Genomic DNA, 17,707 nt, shown 5'->3' on the forward strand with positions numbered 1-17,707 from the left:
CTTGATCATGAAATTTTATTATATACTCATTGCGCTCCCTGTTTTTTTAAGCTCCTGCAAAAATTTCCTGGAAGAAGATCCGGAGTCTTTTGTTTCGGAAGAACAGTTTTACCAGACAGAATCTGATGCAGAAACTGCTATCAACGCCGTGTACTATCACCTGAATACAGGCTCTGTACAAAGTCCATACAATACCCTGTTCAATACCGGAATGAATATGGCGGATGATGATGAAGATCCCGGTCCTGGTGCAACTAATTCAGATGTACGTTCACTGGCAGTATTGTCTCATACCACCAGCAATCAGCGTGTATATGAGCTATGGCAACAACATTATGCGGCTATCAGGAAAGCGAATGTGGTGCTGGCAAAGGTGCCGGACATTAGCTTCAGCGATGAAACAAAGAAAAACAGGATCCTGGGTGAAGCAAAGTTCCTGCGTGCCCTTTTTTATTTCAACCTTGTGCGCCTGTTTGGCGATGTGCCATTGATTACTACTTATCAGTCTGAAGTGCTGGCATCTTCCTATTATACTACAAGAACAGCATCTGACTCCGTATATGCACAGATTGAAACAGACCTGGCTGAAGCAGCGACTGCACTCCCTGCTTCCTATACCTCTCCGGATGTAGGTAGGGCAACAGCAGGCGCAGCAAAGGCATTGCTGGCGAAAGTTTATTTATATGAGGCTTCCCTGCCACTGAAAATCACCAGCAAATACCAGCTGGCTGTCAGCAAAGCAGAAGAAGTGTTGTCTGCACAGGATGGAGGAACCGGTACTTATGGTTATGACCTGTTCACAGACTATTCACATACCTTCCTGCCTGCTTATAAAAATGGTGTAGAGCATGTCTTTTCCGCGCAAATGCTGGCCAATTCCAATAACCAGGATAACAATGAAACACAGAGAGCTATTTTATCTGCAATCCCTGGAATTACTGGCAATAACTATGCTCACATGGTACGCTATTATACCGTGGGTAGCGACAACTATTACAGCATTTATAAAATATTCAGGGCGGATGACAAAAGAAGAAACGTCACTTTTGTACGCAGCTTTACCAGTCCTACGAATGGTAAGAAATATGGACTGCCGCTTTCGAATCCTGCTGTACCCAATGACTCCACTCCTTTCTACAATAAGTGGTGGGACCCTAACTATGCCAGTGCAGGTGAGTCTTCTACCAATGTGACTATCCTTCGTTATTCAGAAGTATTACTTATTCATGCGGAAGCGGAAAATGAGCTGAATGGTCCAACGGCCAAGGCATACAAATCCATTAACCGGGTAAGGACCAGGGCAGGATTGCCTGATTTGACTACGGGCCTTTCACAGGATCAGTTCAGGGATTCTGTTTATTTAGAGCGCAGACTGGAACTCGTGTATGAATACCAGCGATGGTTTGATCTGATCCGTGAAAAGAATGCCAGTGGTGGTGGTATCCTGCTTAGCAGTCTGCAGAAGGTGGGAAAGACCAACGTAGCGGACAAACATTATTTATATCCTATTCCACAAACAGAAATTGACAATAATCCATTACTCACTCAGAACCCTGGGTGGTAGTAAAACCCATTCTTTATAATTATGAAAAAGAAATTTTTGCTATTGTTCATGACAGGAAGTTTTTCTTCCTTTTTATACGCACAGGATACTACCTATAAGGGCAAGATAGGCAAAACGCTTGCTGAATCACAGGAGTGGTGGGCACCTGTTCCGAAAGCACCGGCGGGTGCTCCCAATGTAGTCCTGATTCTTTTGGATGATGTTGGCTTTGGAGCTTCCAGTAGTTTTGGAGGATTAATCCGCACACCTGTGCTGGATAACCTGGCCAATAATGGATTGCGGTATACTAATTTTCATACGACTGCCATTTGTGCACCGACACGATCTGCATTGCTAACGGGCAGGAATAGTCATTTTGTACATGAAGGTGGATTCTCGCATATTGCAATGTCTGCAGGCTTCCCGGGTTGGGACGGACGTATTCCTTCTTCTGCGGGTACGATTGCTGAGATCCTGAGAGACAATGGGTATAATACATTTGCGGTAGGTAAGTATGGGTTGACACCCGATGAAGATGCTACTGATGCAGGACCATTTGATCGCTGGCCGAGTGGGAAAGGGTTTGAACACTTCTTCGGATTCCTGGGTTCCGCTACGGATCAATATAAACCAGACCTGGTGGAAGACAATGAGCATATCAAACCAGATGGCAGACACCTGAATGAACAGATTACAGATAAGGCCATTGCTTACATTGACAGGCAACACAGGGTCGCTCCGGATAAACCATTCTTCCTTTATTATGCACCAGGGGCTACACATGCTCCGCACCAGGTAGATAAATACTGGAGTGATCAGTATAAAGGGCAGTTTGATGAAGGCTGGGATGTGTATAGAGAAAGAGTACTGGCCCAACAGAAAAAGCTGGGAGTGATTCCTGCAAATGCACAGTTGCCGGATCGCAATTCAAGAGTGAAGGCATGGAATAGTCTTTCTGCTGATGAGAAAAAGTTGTTTGCACGATTCTTTGAGGTATATGCGGGATATCTTACTTATACTGATTACCAGATTGGCCGACTGGTGAATTATCTCCGTGAAAATAACCTGGAGCAGAATACGGTAATCTATGTGATCATTGGGGATAATGGCGCGAGTAAGGAAGGTACTGTGGATGGTGTGATCAAACCGGGATTAAACAAAGTTACCCAGGCTTCTGAAGCAGAGTATTTGAAAACCAACCTGACCTTTATTGATTCTATCGGTACGGCAGCCGCGAGTACTAACTATCCGATTGGGTGGGCGCAGGCAGCGAATACGCCTTTTAAAGACTGGAAGCAGGATGCGCATTCTGAGGGAGGTACACATAATCCCCTGATTGTTTATTATCCAAAAGGGATTCAGCAAAAAGGCGGGATTCGTGAGCAGTATGGACACGTGATAGATATCTTGCCGACTACACTTGAACTGGTAGGGATTCAGCAACCAAAGTATATCCGGAGTGTGAAGCAGGATTCTGTTCAAGGTACTTCACTGGTCTATTCCATCAATGATGCGCAGGCGAAATCAAGACATTTGATCCAGCATTATTACATCTTTGGTGCCAGGGCATTGTATTATGATGGATGGAAGATTAGTGCGGCACATAGGCCGGATGGGATTGATTATAATTTCTCAGAGGGGAAGAAGCTGGAGAAAACCAGGTTTGAGGATGATGTATGGGCTTTGTATAACCTGAAGGAGGATTTTAATGAGCGGGTGGATTTGGCGAAGAAGTATCCGGAGAAGCTGGAGGAATTGAAGAAGTTATTCGAGATCCAGGCGACGGTGAATAGGTTGTACCCGTTTATTGACACGTATGACAGGAATAATAAGTTGTTCCATCATCCGAATGGCAGTGATCAGCAGGGACCGATAAAATAATTAAATCCGGCTTATAATAAGCCGGATTTTTTTAAATTATTTGCCGGATAGCCTGGCGTTCAGCCAGGTTATATTTCTCTCCTCTGGATAATATATGCAGCAAAATAAAATTCCACAGGTAGAAGTAGTAAGTGAACTTTCAAAGTTCTTACCGATACTGCATTCATATTTGTAAAAGAGTCACTATCCATTTTCTCTGAATGGGAGCCATCTATAATGATACGACTCCACTTCCAATTATTGTTGCATTCAAACCATCCCCTACAATAATTGCTGAATCTTCTTCAATCCCCAATTCCGATACAGGTAGGATTGGTAATGATGATCTGCGCCATTCGTACAAAGGGCCCTCTGTGTACCATTACCTCAGGCCGGGAATTATGATGGATATGACGGGAACGTTTAACCCCAATCTTTTTGAACACAGCCACATATTCTTTATAAGATTCTTCGCCTTCTGAGCTGGCAGTAGTAATTATTTCTACCAAAGGATCTGGTTTATTGATCAATTTTACAATTGTTTTCAGAATTTCAAGAGGAGATCCATTTTCTTCCTGCACTTCAGAATCTGGTTTTTCGCCTTTGTTTTCCTTTCCGCCAATGATTACCAGTATTCCTTTTGGAACCGGACATTCCTGTTTGCTTTCATTTTCCATTGTGATGATTTTTGTTGATTATATGCAAATTTAAATCCTTAACCAGTAAGCGTTCCCGACCATTTGCCATGCATAATTTTTGAATAGAATTGATTATGGACAAATCACAGATTAAGCTAACAGATCTAAAACGCATCTTTATAGGTGATGCCCCGATGGTGTATATGATAGAGGTATTTTGCCGCACTGTCATTATTTATGCATTTCTTCTGATGCTCATGAGGTGGCTGGGCAAACGCATGTCAGGACAACTTACTATTATTGACCTGAGCATTACTATCATGCTGGGTGCCATTGTAGCCCCTCCGATGGAAATGCCTGACCGGGGAATCATTCAGGGAATTATGATTTTGTTCCTGATATTATTTTTCCATCGCGGGTTAAGCCTTTGGGGTGTAAAAAATAGTAAGGTTGAAGATATCACCTTTGGTAAAATGTCTATCCTTGTAAAGGATGGTTTAATGGTTACTGAGGAATTAAAAAAAACACGCATTTCACGTGGGCAGCTGTATAGCTTACTCAGGCAAAAAAAGATTTTTAATCTTGGAGAGGTAGAACGCGTATACCTGGAGGCCTGTGGGATCTTCAGTATATTTAAAATGGAAAAAGCAAAACCGGGCTTGTCTTTGCTGCCACAAAAGGATGAACAGGTGCATTCCTATCAGCAACAGGTAGCGGATGATGTTTATGCCTGTAAGAATTGTGGTGCTACTCAGCAAATAATTCAGGCGGATACTACATGTGCCAATTGTGGCGAAAAAAAATGGGATAAGGCTGTAATATAAATTATAACATATGAAAGAGAATGAGATCTTCATCGATGACTGGATGCGCATATTAATAGGTAATGTACCGGTAATATTCTTCATAGAAGTAATCTTCAGGGTACTCTTTGTTTTCCTGTTATTACTTTTTTCTATGCGGATGATGGGGAAAAGAATGTCCTCACAATTAAGCCGTAATGAAATGGCAGCTATGTCTTCACTTGCAGCGGCTATTGGTATTCCTATTCAGTCGCCTGACAGAGGGCTGTTACCAGCAGTTATTGTCGCTATGATTGTAATTCTCGGACAACGCATTATTGCCGCTTTTTTTACAAAAAGTGAACGGTTTGAAGAGAAATCGCAGGGCGATATTGGGGTGCTGATTCATGAAGGAACCATGAATATAAAAGCGATGGTATCCTCCCGCATTTCGCGGGAACGTCTCTTTGCACAGCTGCGTAAAGAGGGGGTGAAACACCTTGGACAAGTGGGACGTTTTTACTTTGAGGCAGATGGAACCTTTACGCTTATTAACAAAACAGTGCCTAAACCAGGTCTCTCCGTGCTGCCGGAGGAAGATGAAAAATTCATTAATCGCTTACATATCAATGCTGACGGACAGGTATGTTATAATTGTGGCAATGATGAAATAAAGGCATCGGATAGTTGTCCAAAATGTGGTAAACATAAATTCGTTCATCCTGTTTCGCAAAAATAATTATCCTACTTTTGACTGCATGTCACAGGAATTAGAAAAGCGCCCGGGGGAACTCAATATCAATAAGTCCAGTCTCAGCAAAGAGCAAAAGACTTTCAACAAACTCATCCAACAGATCGCCAGCCTTCGGCAGGAACTGGCCGAACTCACCATAGTGCTGGATAAACAACGCCAGCACTACATCAAACACATCTACCCTTTCGTTCAGCAGCTCACCGGTCTGCGTGCACAACTTGTGGTACTTATGAATGGTTTTATGACCCTTTCCAAAGGCCTCTCAGACCATGAAAAAGAAGACCTGCGTATACTCATCCTACACTTGTTACAGGATATTTTCAGGTACCAGCAGGGAGAACCTGAAGGCGAATTACTCGACATCTTCAATGCCCTGTCCGATACCAGCTACCAGGATATCAATGAACAATACCTGTCGAAATTAAGGGCCGCTGCAGCTACCGAAGAAACCTTGCCTGCAACCGTAAAGACATCCAAACGGGAACGCTATAAGGAAGAAAAGGAAAGACTACTGGATGCACTGCGCAGAAAGAATATTCAACAGCTCTACAGGCAACTGGCCAAGTTCTTTCATCCTGACCTGGAGCAGGACCCGGCAAAGGTTCAGCTGAAAGAAGACCTCATGAAGCAGCTCATCATCGCAAAAGAAAACGAAGATTTGCTCACCATGTTACAGCTGGAACTGCAATGGATCGAAAGGGAAGACAAACACCCTGATCAGCTCACAAACGATAAATTACACCTGTATAATACCACCCTGAAAGAACAGGTGAAGGATCTGCAGGAACAAATTAAATCCCTTTTCAATCACCCAAAATATGAATTCCTGCAAGGCTTTGCAAAGACACCACAAAGCGCCCGGTTCATCGACTGGAAGAGCGAAAAGAACAACCTGGATAACCTGCTGTACGGGTTCAGGGAAATCATCAGCGGCTTATCCCAGGATACTAAAAGCGCCTTGAAAGTGCTGAAAAATGTACTGAGAAATAATACCTAATGAACCAGGCTGTATTATGACTAAAATTCCCGGGATTTAATTCGGGTAACTGATGAAGACAATTTTGTAAATGTTATTCTCTATGGTTTCAGGTTACCTTTGGTACAACTTTATTCTACTATAGATTTTAAAGTAAACTTAGCCAGTTCCAGGTTGCCCGTCGTCACATCCGGAGAAAAAATCAGGTCTCCCAGCAGTTTTTTCGCTTCCTCCTTTTTCCCCAATCCATTCAGGTTAATCGCTTTATTAATCAGCAACACACCTTTCGTTTCCAGATCCGGGTTCTTTGAAAGCCCCAGGTTGATATATTCCAGTTTTTCTGCCGGCTTATCTGCCAGGATCGCCATTTCCTTCCAGCCCGGTGCAAAATCAGGCACCTTCTCCGTGATAGTCTGGGCTATTTCCAGTTTCTTATTTTCGTCCGCCGCCCATTCTATTTGCAGGTAAGCAGCATACATGCCTTTTGGGAACTTCCCTGCCTTTTCACCTTCCAGGGTGTAGACGGCCGTCTTGGCAGTGAAAAAACCTTTGGGAGATAAGTCATCTGCGGCCTTATAATACTTCAGGGCATTATCAAAGTCTCCCTTTAATAGATACACGAAAGCCAGGTCATAGGGTGGATAAGCCCATGCGGGCTGTATTTTGATTGCCTGTTCCAGCTTAGCGATCGCCTCCTCATACTTTCCCGCCTGCCCCAGCTCCCTCGCTTCATTATGCAGTTCCTTTGCTTCAGGATTGATGCTTAGCTTATCCATCACTTCATAATTGACCTGCCCCGTAGCATTGGAGAGCACGGCGCTGGTGATAGTATGACCAAGACTGTCCTTGAAAATAACCCTGTTTCCTCCCGCATCCGGGGGTTGCGAATGACAGGAAAACAAGGTAAGGAGCGATAAACTCAGTATGCCGATCGGGGATTTCATAAATATAAGAGATAATTTGGGGACAAATATATGAGTAAATATCAATGCAAAAACGCGTGATAGCTAGGCCAACACGCGTTTCTTCGCCACAATGGGTTGCTTTTTCTTTCTGCCCAGGTATATAAGTAAGCCGGTAACTGGCAGTGAAGCCGCCACCAATGCGCTGATCAATGCAATGATCCGTGTCGGCCAACCAAAGATGCTGCCTGTATGAATGGGGTATACCAGTCTTCTCGCTTTCATACCCGCACTTTCATCTTTATGGAGTCTTTTCTTCAGCAAGTTCCCGGTCCCTGCTTCGAAATAAAGAAAATCGTATGTGTTAGCTGTGGAAGCAGCGATGTTGTTCTTAAAAGCGGTGATTGCCAGGGAATCGTTGCCATAGGTAATGGTCACCGGCCCATCATAGACCAGGGTTTCATTGGTAGTACGATAGATCTTTTCAAAATAGCCACTTCCCTGTCGTGCAATACTGGGTGGCGGGGTTACTTTCTCCGCCTTAAAGCCGCCATTGAAGGTGTAGAATAACAATCCGTTCACCCACTGATAACTCCACACCAGTCCTGTCAAAGAGATCGCCAATAATACCAGGTGAATGTAAAATCCAAACACTGCATGCAGATCCCAGTTCAAGCGCTTAAACGAAGCCTTCCATTTCACACGGAAACGTTGCTTCCTGTTATTTCTTTTTGGCCACCATAGTATGAGTCCACTCAGGGTGAGAAAGACGAATATAGCGCAGGAAATGCCGGTTATTGCCTTACCCACCGCTCCCATGCAGAGGTAACGATGCAGTTGCAGTACGATCGTAAAGAAGCGCCTGCTGGCAGGCATTGCCTCTATAATGTGCCCTGTATAGGGATTGACGGCGATATACAGTTGATTTGCCTTATTTTTCTGCAACAGGAAAATGATGCTCCGGTTGCCCGCTGGCTCTATTTTCATGTTAGCGGTTTTGTAGCCGCTATACTTTTCCTGCACGGTCGTCACCAGCTGATCCAGTGGTAGGCGATTTACATGTGCAGGTGCTGCTACATAAAAAAAGGAAGAGTGGAACGTGTGTTCCAGCTCTTCTTCAAATACCAGCAGACTTCCCGTCAGCGCCACTATCAGCACTACGATACCCGAGGCGATGCCCAGCCATAAATGTAGCCAGCCTAATATTTTCTTCATGCTTAGAATGTATAAGAGATGGTCGCCTGCCAGCTTCTCGGTGCTCCCGGGAAGAGACGCAGGTAATCATAACCACCTACCCAGTAAATTTTATTTGTCAGGTTATTGAAGTTCACCTGCAACTGTACCTTATTCACCTTGTAATACAGGGCAGCATTCAGCAATGCATATCCCGGTAATGTCTGTGTAGAATTCAGCGATACATTGCGGGTCGTTACAAAGTTGGCACCTACACCAAGGCCGAGACCTTTTACTTTGCCTGTGGGAATGGTATATTTAGTCCAGAGGTTCCCCTGGTGCTTTGGTGCATTTGGTTTCTGACGGCCGATCAATGTGGTGTCAGTACCTTTGGCACCAGTGATCACCGCATCATTGTAAGAATAGTTAGCCATAATAGTCCAGTCTTTCGTCACCTGACCTGTGATGTCTAATTCCACTCCCTGGGCTCTTTCTTTACCTATCTGTGTATACAAATCAGGTTGTTCTGCCACTCCGGCCAGGTATAATGTATTCTTCTGAATGATGTGATAAACAGAGAGATTGCCGGTCAGTTTACCCTCCAGCCATTCTGTTTTCAGACCACCTTCTATCAGCTCACTTTCGATCGGATCGAATGGACCGCCTGATGCCGGATTGCTCTGAATGCTGGCATCCTGTGGGTTGTAACCTCTTGTATATACACCATATACATTGACATTTTTAGTAGCGGAGTATACCAGGCCTACACGAGGCAGCAAAGCATGCTGGTTTACCTTTGTTTCATTCGCTTTTTTATAATTAGGTCTGTCGGTGTAAGTTTCGTAACGGACACCCAGCAGCAGTTGCAATGCACCAAATTTGATCTGGTCCTGTACATATACACCACCCAGGCTATTGAAGGCAGGTTGTACTGCACTGTTTTGAGGCGTGTATACATACCGGGTCATATCTTCCAGGATATTATTAGGGTTCAGCAAATCGAAGGAAGGTACGTTGGGTTTGGGAATGTTAATCACCTGACCTGAGGCTGTAGTATATTTATACATCACATAATCGGCAGCATTCGCCGCTTTGTAAGGAGCCACTCCACCATTTTTCAGCTGGTAGTTAGTCGCCGTCATCTGGGATGCGCCGGGAGAAAGTGTAGCCTGTGAATAGTCATATCCTGCGAGTAACTTGTGCTCCACCTTTCCTGTATTGGCATCGTAGGTCAGGTACATGCTGGCATTGGCACTGGCAGGATTCTTTTTACGTACGAAAACCTGCCTGGCTATCAGACTGGAAATTACATTGCCATCCGCATCCACAGCATATGCATTGGCGCTTCTGTGCTCCAGCAGATCTTCTGTATAACCTGTACGCAGGTAAGCAAGATTGAATGCCAGGCGACTGCTGAACTGATGATTCAAAGAGGCCATTACCGTATAGGTTTCCTCGTTCAGGTAGTCGTTGGTAGCGTTGAGTGACTGTGAGATGGGGGTTGAATAGAGGTCCTGACCCAGGAAAATGGATTGACCACGATCCAGGCGGCTATTAGACTTATTATATACCGCGTCAAAGTTGATACGGGTTTTCTTATTTGGAAGGAAAGATACTGATGGTGCTATCACCAGGTTCTTATCGAATTGTAATACACGGAATGACTCGGCATTTTCATAACCCAGGTTCAGGCGATACAGGATCGTCTTATCCTCATTCAGCGGACCGGTAAAGTCTAATAATGCACGGGTGGTATTGAAACTACCCATGGTAAAGCTGAGTGATTTACGATCTTCATCGAGAGGCTTTTTGGTCACACGGTTGATTACACCACCCGGAGAAGCGTTTCCAAATAATGCGGATGCCGGCCCCTTGATCACTTCTACCCTTTCCAGGTAGTTCACCATGGGTTGTTTCCAGAAGCCGGTGAAGGTACGCATGCCGTTCATGAGCTGTGTGGTACTCCCCCCATTGATACGGAAACCACGAATCGTCAGGTCGTCGTAAAAGGTGAACTGGTTCACACCACTCATATTCTTTACGACATCACCGATTCTTACGGCTGCCTGATCCTGAATTAATTCCTTGGTGACATAAGCGATGGCCGCAGGTACATCTTTCAGGGGGGTGGCGGTCTTGGTACCAATGAAGGTATTAGTGTTCTTATACCCTATTTCTTTTCTGCCTGTGATTTCGACCGTCTGCAACTGTTCCAGAGATGGCAACAATACAACATCTACTGGCATAGCCGAATCTGCATTGAAGGCTACATCCTGCCCCTGGAAACCAGTGTGAGAGAAGTGAATGGTATACTTCCCTGCAGGCAGGTCTTCTATATGAAATGCACCATTTCCATCTGTAAAAGTGCTGTTTTTGTGACCTTTTAATGAGATACTTACTTTCTGAAGTGGTTGGTTATTAATATCTTTTACTGTACCACTGATGCTATGCTGTGCAAAAGCACAAAGAGTAGATAATAGCAATATTGCTGCTAAAGTTGTTGTAGTCCGGATCATTGTACAGAATATAGTTTAGGGCTGCAAAGGAAATAAGTAAAGCGACTGATAGTTATGCGAATCCGGAATTTCATTTACGCAAAAGGAAAAAATTAACTGGCTGTGGCTATTATCAGCTTCACCATACAAATCATCTGTTTTACCCGGATTATTAAAATTCTCTATCAGATTTTTATTTTCTTTACTGTATAATTATTTACTACCATGAGAATGTTCGTAATCGCCCTAATGCTGATCTGCTGTAGCTGCAGAAAATCTGACACTACCACAACCAATTATACTGATGACGATCTGGAAGGCCCCGTATCAAGACCTGCCAGCGGGTATGGTGCGGATGGTTCTTATACAGTTGCCAGCGTGAGTTTTGACAGCCCTACTTATAGTGGTAAAAAGGTGACCCTGTTTTATCCTAAAGAGGCTACCGGACCTGTACCTGTTATTTTCTATTCACATCCTTATGGTGGAGAGGAAGTCAGTTATAATATAGGTTTGTACAATTTTATTGCAAAGAAAGGTTATGCCGTCGTATTTGCACCTTATCCGACCACAGGTGTTACGGTGGATTCAAGATATAATACACTGTGGCAGAGTTTTCTGAAAGCGGTGAATGACTATCCTGGTATCATTGACACAAAGAAGGTCGGCTTCATGGGTCATTCATTTGGCGGAGGCGCTTCCTTTGCACTGGCCTATAAGGGATTTGTGGAGAATGGATGGGGGGTAAACGGAAGGTTTATTTTCACCATGGCACAGTGGTATTCTTATAACATTACAGCCACACAGCTGCAAAGTTTTCCTACCAATACAAAGCTGATTTCAGAAGTATATAATGACGACGTAACCAATGATCACAGATTGGCAATCGATATGTTTAAGCATATCAATATTGCAGATGCGGAGAAGGATTATATTTTAGTAAAGCAAAGTGTGGTAGATGGATATACTTATACGGCGGCGCATGATCTGCCCAATACGAGAACGGCTTATGATGCATATGATTATTATGTAGTATACAGATTACTGGATGCGATGATAGATTATAGTTTCAACGGCAATGCAAATGCGAAGAATACGGCCCTGGGAAATGGCGCATCAGTACAGGTGAGTCTGCCACAGGGAATGACACCGCTGGAAGTGACGGATAACCCGGTGGCGGCCTTCCCGCAAAGTAAATATCTCTTCCCTTGCGGATCCGGTGATAATCCAAGGATTGCAAATTGCGAATAGTTTCGAAATTTAAATAAAATCGTCAAGAAAGAGGGAATTCACTAAGGGAAATGAAATCTATTTTCAGAAAAAAAGCTTCTGTCGATGGCAGAAGCTTTTTTATTTTCCTTAAATTTAAATATTGTTTGTTCACTGTTAAATTCCACTTCCTTATGAAAATCCAAAATCTACTCTTCGTATTGCTATTACTTTGTTTTACAGGTCATGCGCAGGTATCCTGGCTCCATGTAGATGGTAACCGAATCAAAGATTCCAGCGGGAATAATGTTACGCTGAGAGGCGTATCCATCCTGGCACCTGAGCATAATAATGAATGTACTACCTGTGCTGCCAAACCTATCAGTGAAATGCTGCAATGGCAGGCGGATGCCGGCAGGGGCTGGCATTCACGCATCGTCAGGTTGCAGGTTACCTGCGCAAAGGTGAGCGATCCGGCACAAAGTTTTGCAGACATTATTGACCCTTATGTACAGCAGGCGATTGCCAAAGGATTGTACATAATTGTAGACCTTCATTTTGTATCCAATTATGGTTCGGGTGGGATCCCTCAGGTGTATGTGATGAACTTCTGGAAGTATGTCGCCCCCAGGTATGCCAACACGCCCAATGTACTGTTTGAGGTCTATAATGAACCGATTAATCCGGATGTATGGACTACCTGGAAAAGCTATATACAGCCGGTGATTGATACGATCAGGGCGGTGGCACCCAGGAATATTATTCTCGTAGGTGGACCACAATGGAGTACCAGGGTAAATAGTGCGGCGGCGAATCCCATGACGGGGGCAAACCTGGTGTATGTGTATCATATTTATCCGAACCAGGGAGCAGCTACAACAGCTAACCTGGACACGAAGTTTGGTACATCGGCACAGACAATTCCCGTGATGCTGACCGAGTTTGGCTGGAATGATAACAGTAGTTATTCAGACGGGGTGACGCATGGTACAACGACTGCCTGGGGCACGCCTTTCAGAACTTATCTCGACGCACATCCTGAGATAGGTTTTACGGGTTATATTTTTGATAATTACTGGAAGCCACAGTATTTCGACTGGAGCTGGAACCTGATGAGTGGAGAAAACCAGGGGTTATTTATGCAGCAATGGTTTGCAGATAAACAAAATTCAGATCAGCCTCAGCCAGCGCAGCTGAGTGCCTATGGAGTTTCTCCTACCGCTATCAACCTTTCATGGCCGGCTGATACTGCTGTAACTGCTTATGTTATAAAAAGAGGCACTGTGAGTGGCGGACCTTATACTACGATTGACTCAGTGACAGGAACCAATTATGCTGATACAGTATTGACAGCCAATACCACTTATTATTATGTTGTGAATAATGGTCCGGAAGTGCAGGCCACTACCACGGGTACAGGCTTTGCGCCTGACCTGCCCATGTACCTCACGAGTGAAGCAGGCAATCAGACCATACAGTTAAACTGGTGGAAAGCAGCGGTAGGCGCAACCAGTTATAATGTATACAGGGCAAACGATGTAACGGGACCTTATTCCCTGATTGCTTCAGGACTTACCGGCACAACTTATACAGATGCCAATGTGACGAATGATGTGAATTATTACTACAGAATTTCTTCCGTAGGTGGGGCAGAAAGTGCACTGGGGCATGTAACAGAAGATATGCCTTCGGCAAATATTGTATATGTAGACAACACAGCTGCTGTGGCTACAGGTACCTGGACGGGCAGTACATCAAGTCCGGGGTATTATGGTACAAATTATTCTACGGATGGTAATACAGGTGCCACAGGTGGGAAGAGTATGAGGTATTCTCCCAACCTTCCGGTAGCAGGCGCTTATGATGTATATATGCGATGGTCCTCTGGTACAAACAGGGCATCCAATACACCTGTGGATGTGAATTATGATGGTGGCAGTAATACATACCTGATCAATCAGCAAATAGATAATGGCGTGTGGAAGTACCTGGGTACTTATGACTTTGCAGCGGGCACTAGTGGCAATGTATTAATACGGAATGATTCAGCGAATGGGTATGTAATTGCAGATGGGGTAAAGTTTGTATTGCATCCGGAGACGGTGTCAGATACGTTTATGAAGACGGTGAAGAGTAGTGCATTGCAGATCTATCCTAATCCTGCCAGAAATACGATTACATTCTCCGGGGTAGATGTAACAGGTAAGTACATTACAATTTATGATTTATCCGGAGTAAGAAAGTTAATGGTAGTAGGGCAACAGCAAACGTTGGATGTTTCGGGCCTGAAAGCGGGAATGTATTTTGTGGTGATTGGTGGTGTGAAGCAGCTGACAGGTAATTTCATAAAAGAATAGTGGGATAGCTCTTTTATAAAAGAATAGTGGGATAGCTCTTTCATAAAAGAATAGTGGAGATAGCTCTTTCATAAAAGAATAGTGGAGATAGCTCTTTCATAAAAGAATAGTGGAGATAGCTCTTTCATAAAAGAATAGTGGAGATAGCTCTTTCATAAAAGAATAGTGGAGATAGCTCTTTCATAAAAGAATAGTGGAGATAGCTCTTTCATAAAAGAATAGTGGAGATAGCTCTTTCATAAAAGAGTACTACTGATAACTATTTTATAAAAGTAGTGCTGTCAGCTATTTCATAATAGTAGTTCCGGTGGCTGGTGCCTGTGGCATCAGCCATCTCCTGTATTTCATCAGGATTGAGTACCTTTGCTCACATGAAATGGTTCATTATTCCGGCATTGTTAATCTTTTTCCGTCCGGCTACATTTGCCCAATCCAAATTGCAACAGTTCGATGATCATGTGCTCGAGGACCTCGCCGCCCACCGTACACCCGGGCAAACAAAGATGTGGCGCACTATTTCCAATATGAATGACTATGTTGATGTGGGAATACCTGTAGTTGTATTAACGGCCGGGCTTATCAAAAATGATCCTGACATGAAACAGAATGCGCTGTACATTGCCAGTAGTACAGCCTCTACTTTCCTGTTGAATACACTGATAAAGGTGATTGTGAAAAGGCCAAGGCCTTTTGTGAGTAATGTAAGACTGAAAGCAGTGTACGAACCTACGTCATATTCATTTCCTTCGGGTCATACTTCTTCTGCTTTCAGTGCTACTACGGCGCTTTCCAGGGCGTATCCCAGGTGGTATATCATAGCGCCTTCCATGCTCTGGGCTTCGGCGATTGGATATTCCAGGATGTACCTGGGTGTGCATTATCCTACTGATGTGGCAACGGGTGCTTTGCTTGGTGCAGGTGTTCCCTTTGCTTTAGGATTTATACGCCCGGACAGACATTAGAATTTTGTGAATGATTCTCCGGGGCAATCTTGCCGGTTTATGTCAGCAATCCGGAGCAAACATTAGAAATTTGCTTCTTTAGTGAATTCCTTATCAGCGTAAAATTTTACGCTTAATTCATATTGCAGGATAATGTTTACGGCAGCCATTGCTTCGCGGGATGGATCGTCAGAGAGATTATCCCTGGAATACCAGACAATACCGTTTTTTTCTTTCAATTGTTTTAATTGATTATCTAATTCATCGATGGTGACCTGAGTGCCATTGGCGAAGATGGTACCGTTTTTTTCGACGTACACTTTCAGCACATTTGCATCATCGGCTTGTTTTGCAATAGGAGGTGCTGACTCGAGAGAGAAGGTACTGTCGCTATTGGCAGTATCTATGGCCTGTTGCCGGCAACTCGTCATTAGCATAAATGCTGATGCGAAAAGGATGGTATATTTCATAGTCTCAGAATTCACGTTCGTATTAGGCCTTTCGATATGCTAAAATTGGAGGGTCAAATATAGTATATAAAATTTAAATGTGATGGATTGGTATTAATGATTGAAATTATTTTTGGATGATCTTTTTTTGGAGAATAAATTATTTCTTTTTGGCCCGCGGCAGCAAGGTAATTGATCGTTTTTCCCCCTTTTATAACGGAAATCATTTAAGATAACAGCCCTTTTGTATATGCCGAAGGTCTGATGCCCGTAAACCGCATGAAAGTATGACTAAACGCCGTGATACTATCATACCCCACCATAGCCGCAATTCTACTTATTGAGAAATCTTTCTCTGCCAGCAACTCCATGGACTGAATTATTCTCAAGGACTGCAGGTACTCAATAAAACTCGTTCCCTCCGCATTGAAACTTCTACTCAGCGAGCGTGTGCTAAATCCAAATTTTCCTGCCACCTGTCCTAATTCTAATTTTTCATCAAGGTGTTTCCGCATATAATCAATCACTTCCTGTAATCGCTCATCCCGCGGTTTTATGAAACCTAACAAAGGGAGTTGCCTTGTCTTACTCACTCCCGGCAAAATCGCTTTCAATGCCTGTAAAAACTGATAGGAAGAAAACTCACTTTTCCCGATATGCCCCTCCCAACTCAATACAAAGCGAATCATCTCATGCAGCAGATTATTGACCATATAAACGCCGGTAGTCTGATAGAAATCATCCTCCAGATGCTGGTTGTCAAAATAAATGGTAAACATCCGCACAGTAGCATTGTTTGTCCACATCCTGTGTGTAACACCCCTGGGAATCCAGATAAAATGCTCTACCGGCAGAAAGTACTGCCTGTCTGCAGTAGCAATGTGCAGGGTACCTTTCTCTGCATAAATAAACTGCCCTTTATTATGCGTGTGAAAAGGCGTAGCAATCTCCCCTTTTTCCGATGTACTGCAATAGGCTCCCAGGCGGAACCGCTGTACATCCTGATAAACCTTATCAAATGATAATGCCATAGTACAAAGATACCTGATTGGCGTAAATGAGCGAAACTTTGACTTTCCACGTAAAAAAGCCTACTCAAATGCGGGGTAATTTTGTGATAAATTATTAATCATGAAAGAATTTATCGGCGCTCACTTTATCTATACTTACGATAATGGCTGGGAATATGAACTGTATGTAAAGAATGAAAATACAATCGACTATAGAATACATAGTGGAATGGTAGGCGGCAGATGGGTAAGGGACCAGAAAGTAGATCTTGTACAACTTGCAGACGATGTATATAAGATTTCATGGACGGAACCCACCGGTACTGATGTATGTCTGAACATTATGCCTGAACAGAAGAAATTGCACGGGGTTATTTTCTTTCCAAAATGGGTACATGAGCATCCTGAAATCACGGTTTGCTTCCAGAACGATTTTATCAATGTAATGCATGAGTCCAGGTTGAAGTATGAGACTTATCCAAAGTATGTGGTCCCTGAATTTGCGACCATCACTTTTGCAAAAAATGAAGGGGTGAACAATGAGAAGGTGATTGCAGTAGCTCCCTATAAGGGAATGACAGACGATATCAGATCAGGTAAGCTATTATTCTTATAAAAAAA

15 protein-coding genes are annotated in these 17,707 nt (G+C 43.6%); 9 read left to right on the forward strand and 6 right to left on the reverse strand.

Going from position 1 to position 17,707, the window contains the following annotated elements; translation table 11 throughout:
• Positions 1 to 7: 7 nt before the first annotated feature.
• Positions 8 to 1,564, forward strand: coding sequence for a RagB/SusD family nutrient uptake outer membrane protein (locus DXN04_RS12395; RefSeq protein WP_199415035.1), 1,557 nt, complete (start codon positions 8 to 10; stop codon positions 1,562 to 1,564).
• 21 nt (positions 1,565 to 1,585) lie between these two features.
• Positions 1,586 to 3,424, forward strand: coding sequence for an arylsulfatase (locus DXN04_RS12400; RefSeq protein WP_116853677.1), 1,839 nt, complete (start codon positions 1,586 to 1,588; stop codon positions 3,422 to 3,424).
• Positions 3,425 to 3,708: 284 nt separating this feature from the next.
• Here DXN04_RS12400 and DXN04_RS12405 read toward each other — a convergent pair whose 3' ends face one another.
• Positions 3,709 to 4,080: a type 1 glutamine amidotransferase family protein gene (locus DXN04_RS12405; protein ID WP_116853678.1), complete on the reverse strand. Its 372-nt coding sequence runs from the start codon at positions 4,078 to 4,080 to the stop codon at positions 3,709 to 3,711.
• A 95-nt stretch (positions 4,081 to 4,175) separates the two neighbouring features.
• Between DXN04_RS12405 and DXN04_RS12410 the strand changes: the two genes are divergently transcribed.
• The 3 genes from DXN04_RS12410 to DXN04_RS12420 are packed head-to-tail and all read left to right on the forward strand — an operon-like array spanning position 4,176 to position 6,574.
• Entirely contained in the window at positions 4,176 to 4,865 is a 690-nt protein-coding gene (locus tag DXN04_RS12410; RefSeq protein WP_116853679.1) for a DUF421 domain-containing protein, read from the forward strand.
• 10 nt (positions 4,866 to 4,875) lie between these two features.
• Complete coding sequence (locus tag DXN04_RS12415) at positions 4,876 to 5,562, forward strand: DUF421 domain-containing protein (RefSeq protein ID WP_116853680.1); 687 nt, start codon at positions 4,876 to 4,878, stop codon at positions 5,560 to 5,562.
• Positions 5,563 to 5,581: 19 nt separating this feature from the next.
• Entirely contained in the window at positions 5,582 to 6,574 is a 993-nt protein-coding gene (locus DXN04_RS12420) for a hypothetical protein (RefSeq protein WP_116853681.1), read from the forward strand.
• 110 nt (positions 6,575 to 6,684) lie between these two features.
• Here DXN04_RS12420 and DXN04_RS12425 read toward each other — a convergent pair whose 3' ends face one another.
• The 3 genes from DXN04_RS12425 to DXN04_RS12435 form a co-directional block, all read right to left on the reverse strand.
• Positions 6,685 to 7,497, reverse strand: coding sequence for a tetratricopeptide repeat protein (locus tag DXN04_RS12425; protein WP_116853682.1), 813 nt, complete (start codon positions 7,495 to 7,497; stop codon positions 6,685 to 6,687).
• Between the two features lie 63 nt (positions 7,498 to 7,560).
• The gene (locus DXN04_RS12430) at positions 7,561 to 8,670 is read right to left on the reverse strand and encodes a PepSY-associated TM helix domain-containing protein (RefSeq protein WP_116853683.1); all 1,110 of its coding nucleotides are present in this window, start codon (positions 8,668 to 8,670) and stop codon (positions 7,561 to 7,563) included.
• A 2-nt stretch (positions 8,671 to 8,672) separates the two neighbouring features.
• Positions 8,673 to 11,144 carry a TonB-dependent receptor gene (locus DXN04_RS12435; protein ID WP_116853684.1) on the reverse strand — a complete coding sequence of 824 codons (2,472 nt, stop codon included), beginning with the start codon at positions 11,142 to 11,144 and terminating at the stop codon, positions 8,673 to 8,675.
• Positions 11,145 to 11,348: 204 nt separating this feature from the next.
• On the opposite strand from DXN04_RS12435, the gene DXN04_RS12440 reads away from it, so the two are divergent.
• The 3 genes from DXN04_RS12440 (at position 11,349) to DXN04_RS12450 (ending at position 15,648) form a co-directional block, all read left to right on the forward strand.
• On the forward strand, positions 11,349 to 12,371 hold the full coding sequence (locus DXN04_RS12440; protein WP_116853685.1) for an alpha/beta hydrolase: 1,023 nt from the start codon (positions 11,349 to 11,351) through the stop codon (positions 12,369 to 12,371).
• Positions 12,372 to 12,523: 152 nt separating this feature from the next.
• A complete protein-coding gene (locus DXN04_RS12445) occupies positions 12,524 to 14,686 on the forward strand; it encodes a cellulase family glycosylhydrolase (RefSeq protein WP_158568983.1) in 2,163 nt (720 codons plus the stop codon).
• A 371-nt stretch (positions 14,687 to 15,057) separates the two neighbouring features.
• Positions 15,058 to 15,648 carry a phosphatase PAP2 family protein gene (locus DXN04_RS12450; protein ID WP_116853687.1) on the forward strand — a complete coding sequence of 197 codons (591 nt, stop codon included), beginning with the start codon at positions 15,058 to 15,060 and terminating at the stop codon, positions 15,646 to 15,648.
• Between the two features lie 62 nt (positions 15,649 to 15,710).
• On the opposite strand, the gene DXN04_RS12455 is transcribed toward DXN04_RS12450, so the two are convergent.
• Entirely contained in the window at positions 15,711 to 16,097 is a 387-nt protein-coding gene (locus DXN04_RS12455) for an ExbD/TolR family protein (protein WP_147319914.1), read from the reverse strand.
• 206 nt (positions 16,098 to 16,303) lie between these two features.
• Positions 16,304 to 17,107: an AraC family transcriptional regulator gene (locus DXN04_RS12460; protein WP_116853689.1), complete on the reverse strand. Its 804-nt coding sequence runs from the start codon at positions 17,105 to 17,107 to the stop codon at positions 16,304 to 16,306.
• Positions 17,108 to 17,207: 100 nt separating this feature from the next.
• Between DXN04_RS12460 and DXN04_RS12465 the strand changes: the two genes are divergently transcribed.
• Positions 17,208 to 17,702 (forward strand): phenolic acid decarboxylase, encoded by a 495-nt coding sequence (locus DXN04_RS12465; protein ID WP_116853690.1) that lies wholly within the window; start codon positions 17,208 to 17,210, stop codon positions 17,700 to 17,702.
• Positions 17,703 to 17,707: the final 5 nt, after the last annotated feature.

Origin of the sequence: Chitinophaga silvisoli (assembly GCF_003412465.1) — a bacterium.
GTDB lineage: Bacteria > Bacteroidota > Bacteroidia > Chitinophagales > Chitinophagaceae > Chitinophaga > Chitinophaga silvisoli.

Excerpts from the sequence above, each read along its gene's own strand:
- DXN04_RS12445 (WP_158568983.1), top strand. The coding sequence starts at position 12,524 with ATGAAAATCCAAAATCTACTCTTCGTATTGCTATTACTTTGTTTTACA.
- DXN04_RS12465 (WP_116853690.1), top strand. The coding sequence starts at position 17,208 with ATGAAAGAATTTATCGGCGCTCACTTTATCTATACTTACGATAATGGC.
- DXN04_RS12420 (WP_116853681.1), top strand. The coding sequence starts at position 5,582 with ATGTCACAGGAATTAGAAAAGCGCCCGGGGGAACTCAATATCAATAAG.
- DXN04_RS12405 (WP_116853678.1), bottom strand. The coding sequence starts at position 4,080 with ATGGAAAATGAAAGCAAACAGGAATGTCCGGTTCCAAAAGGAATACTG.
- DXN04_RS12430 (WP_116853683.1), bottom strand. The coding sequence starts at position 8,670 with ATGAAGAAAATATTAGGCTGGCTACATTTATGGCTGGGCATCGCCTCG.
- DXN04_RS12435 (WP_116853684.1), bottom strand. The coding sequence starts at position 11,144 with ATGATCCGGACTACAACAACTTTAGCAGCAATATTGCTATTATCTACT.
- DXN04_RS12450 (WP_116853687.1), top strand. The coding sequence starts at position 15,058 with ATGAAATGGTTCATTATTCCGGCATTGTTAATCTTTTTCCGTCCGGCT.
- DXN04_RS12400 (WP_116853677.1), top strand. The coding sequence starts at position 1,586 with ATGAAAAAGAAATTTTTGCTATTGTTCATGACAGGAAGTTTTTCTTCC.
- DXN04_RS12460 (WP_116853689.1), bottom strand. The coding sequence starts at position 17,107 with ATGGCATTATCATTTGATAAGGTTTATCAGGATGTACAGCGGTTCCGC.
- DXN04_RS12425 (WP_116853682.1), bottom strand. The coding sequence starts at position 7,497 with ATGAAATCCCCGATCGGCATACTGAGTTTATCGCTCCTTACCTTGTTT.
- DXN04_RS12395 (WP_199415035.1), top strand. The coding sequence starts at position 8 with ATGAAATTTTATTATATACTCATTGCGCTCCCTGTTTTTTTAAGCTCC.
- DXN04_RS12440 (WP_116853685.1), top strand. The coding sequence starts at position 11,349 with ATGAGAATGTTCGTAATCGCCCTAATGCTGATCTGCTGTAGCTGCAGA.
- DXN04_RS12410 (WP_116853679.1), top strand. The coding sequence starts at position 4,176 with ATGGACAAATCACAGATTAAGCTAACAGATCTAAAACGCATCTTTATA.
- DXN04_RS12455 (WP_147319914.1), bottom strand. The coding sequence starts at position 16,097 with ATGAAATATACCATCCTTTTCGCATCAGCATTTATGCTAATGACGAGT.
- DXN04_RS12415 (WP_116853680.1), top strand. The coding sequence starts at position 4,876 with ATGAAAGAGAATGAGATCTTCATCGATGACTGGATGCGCATATTAATA.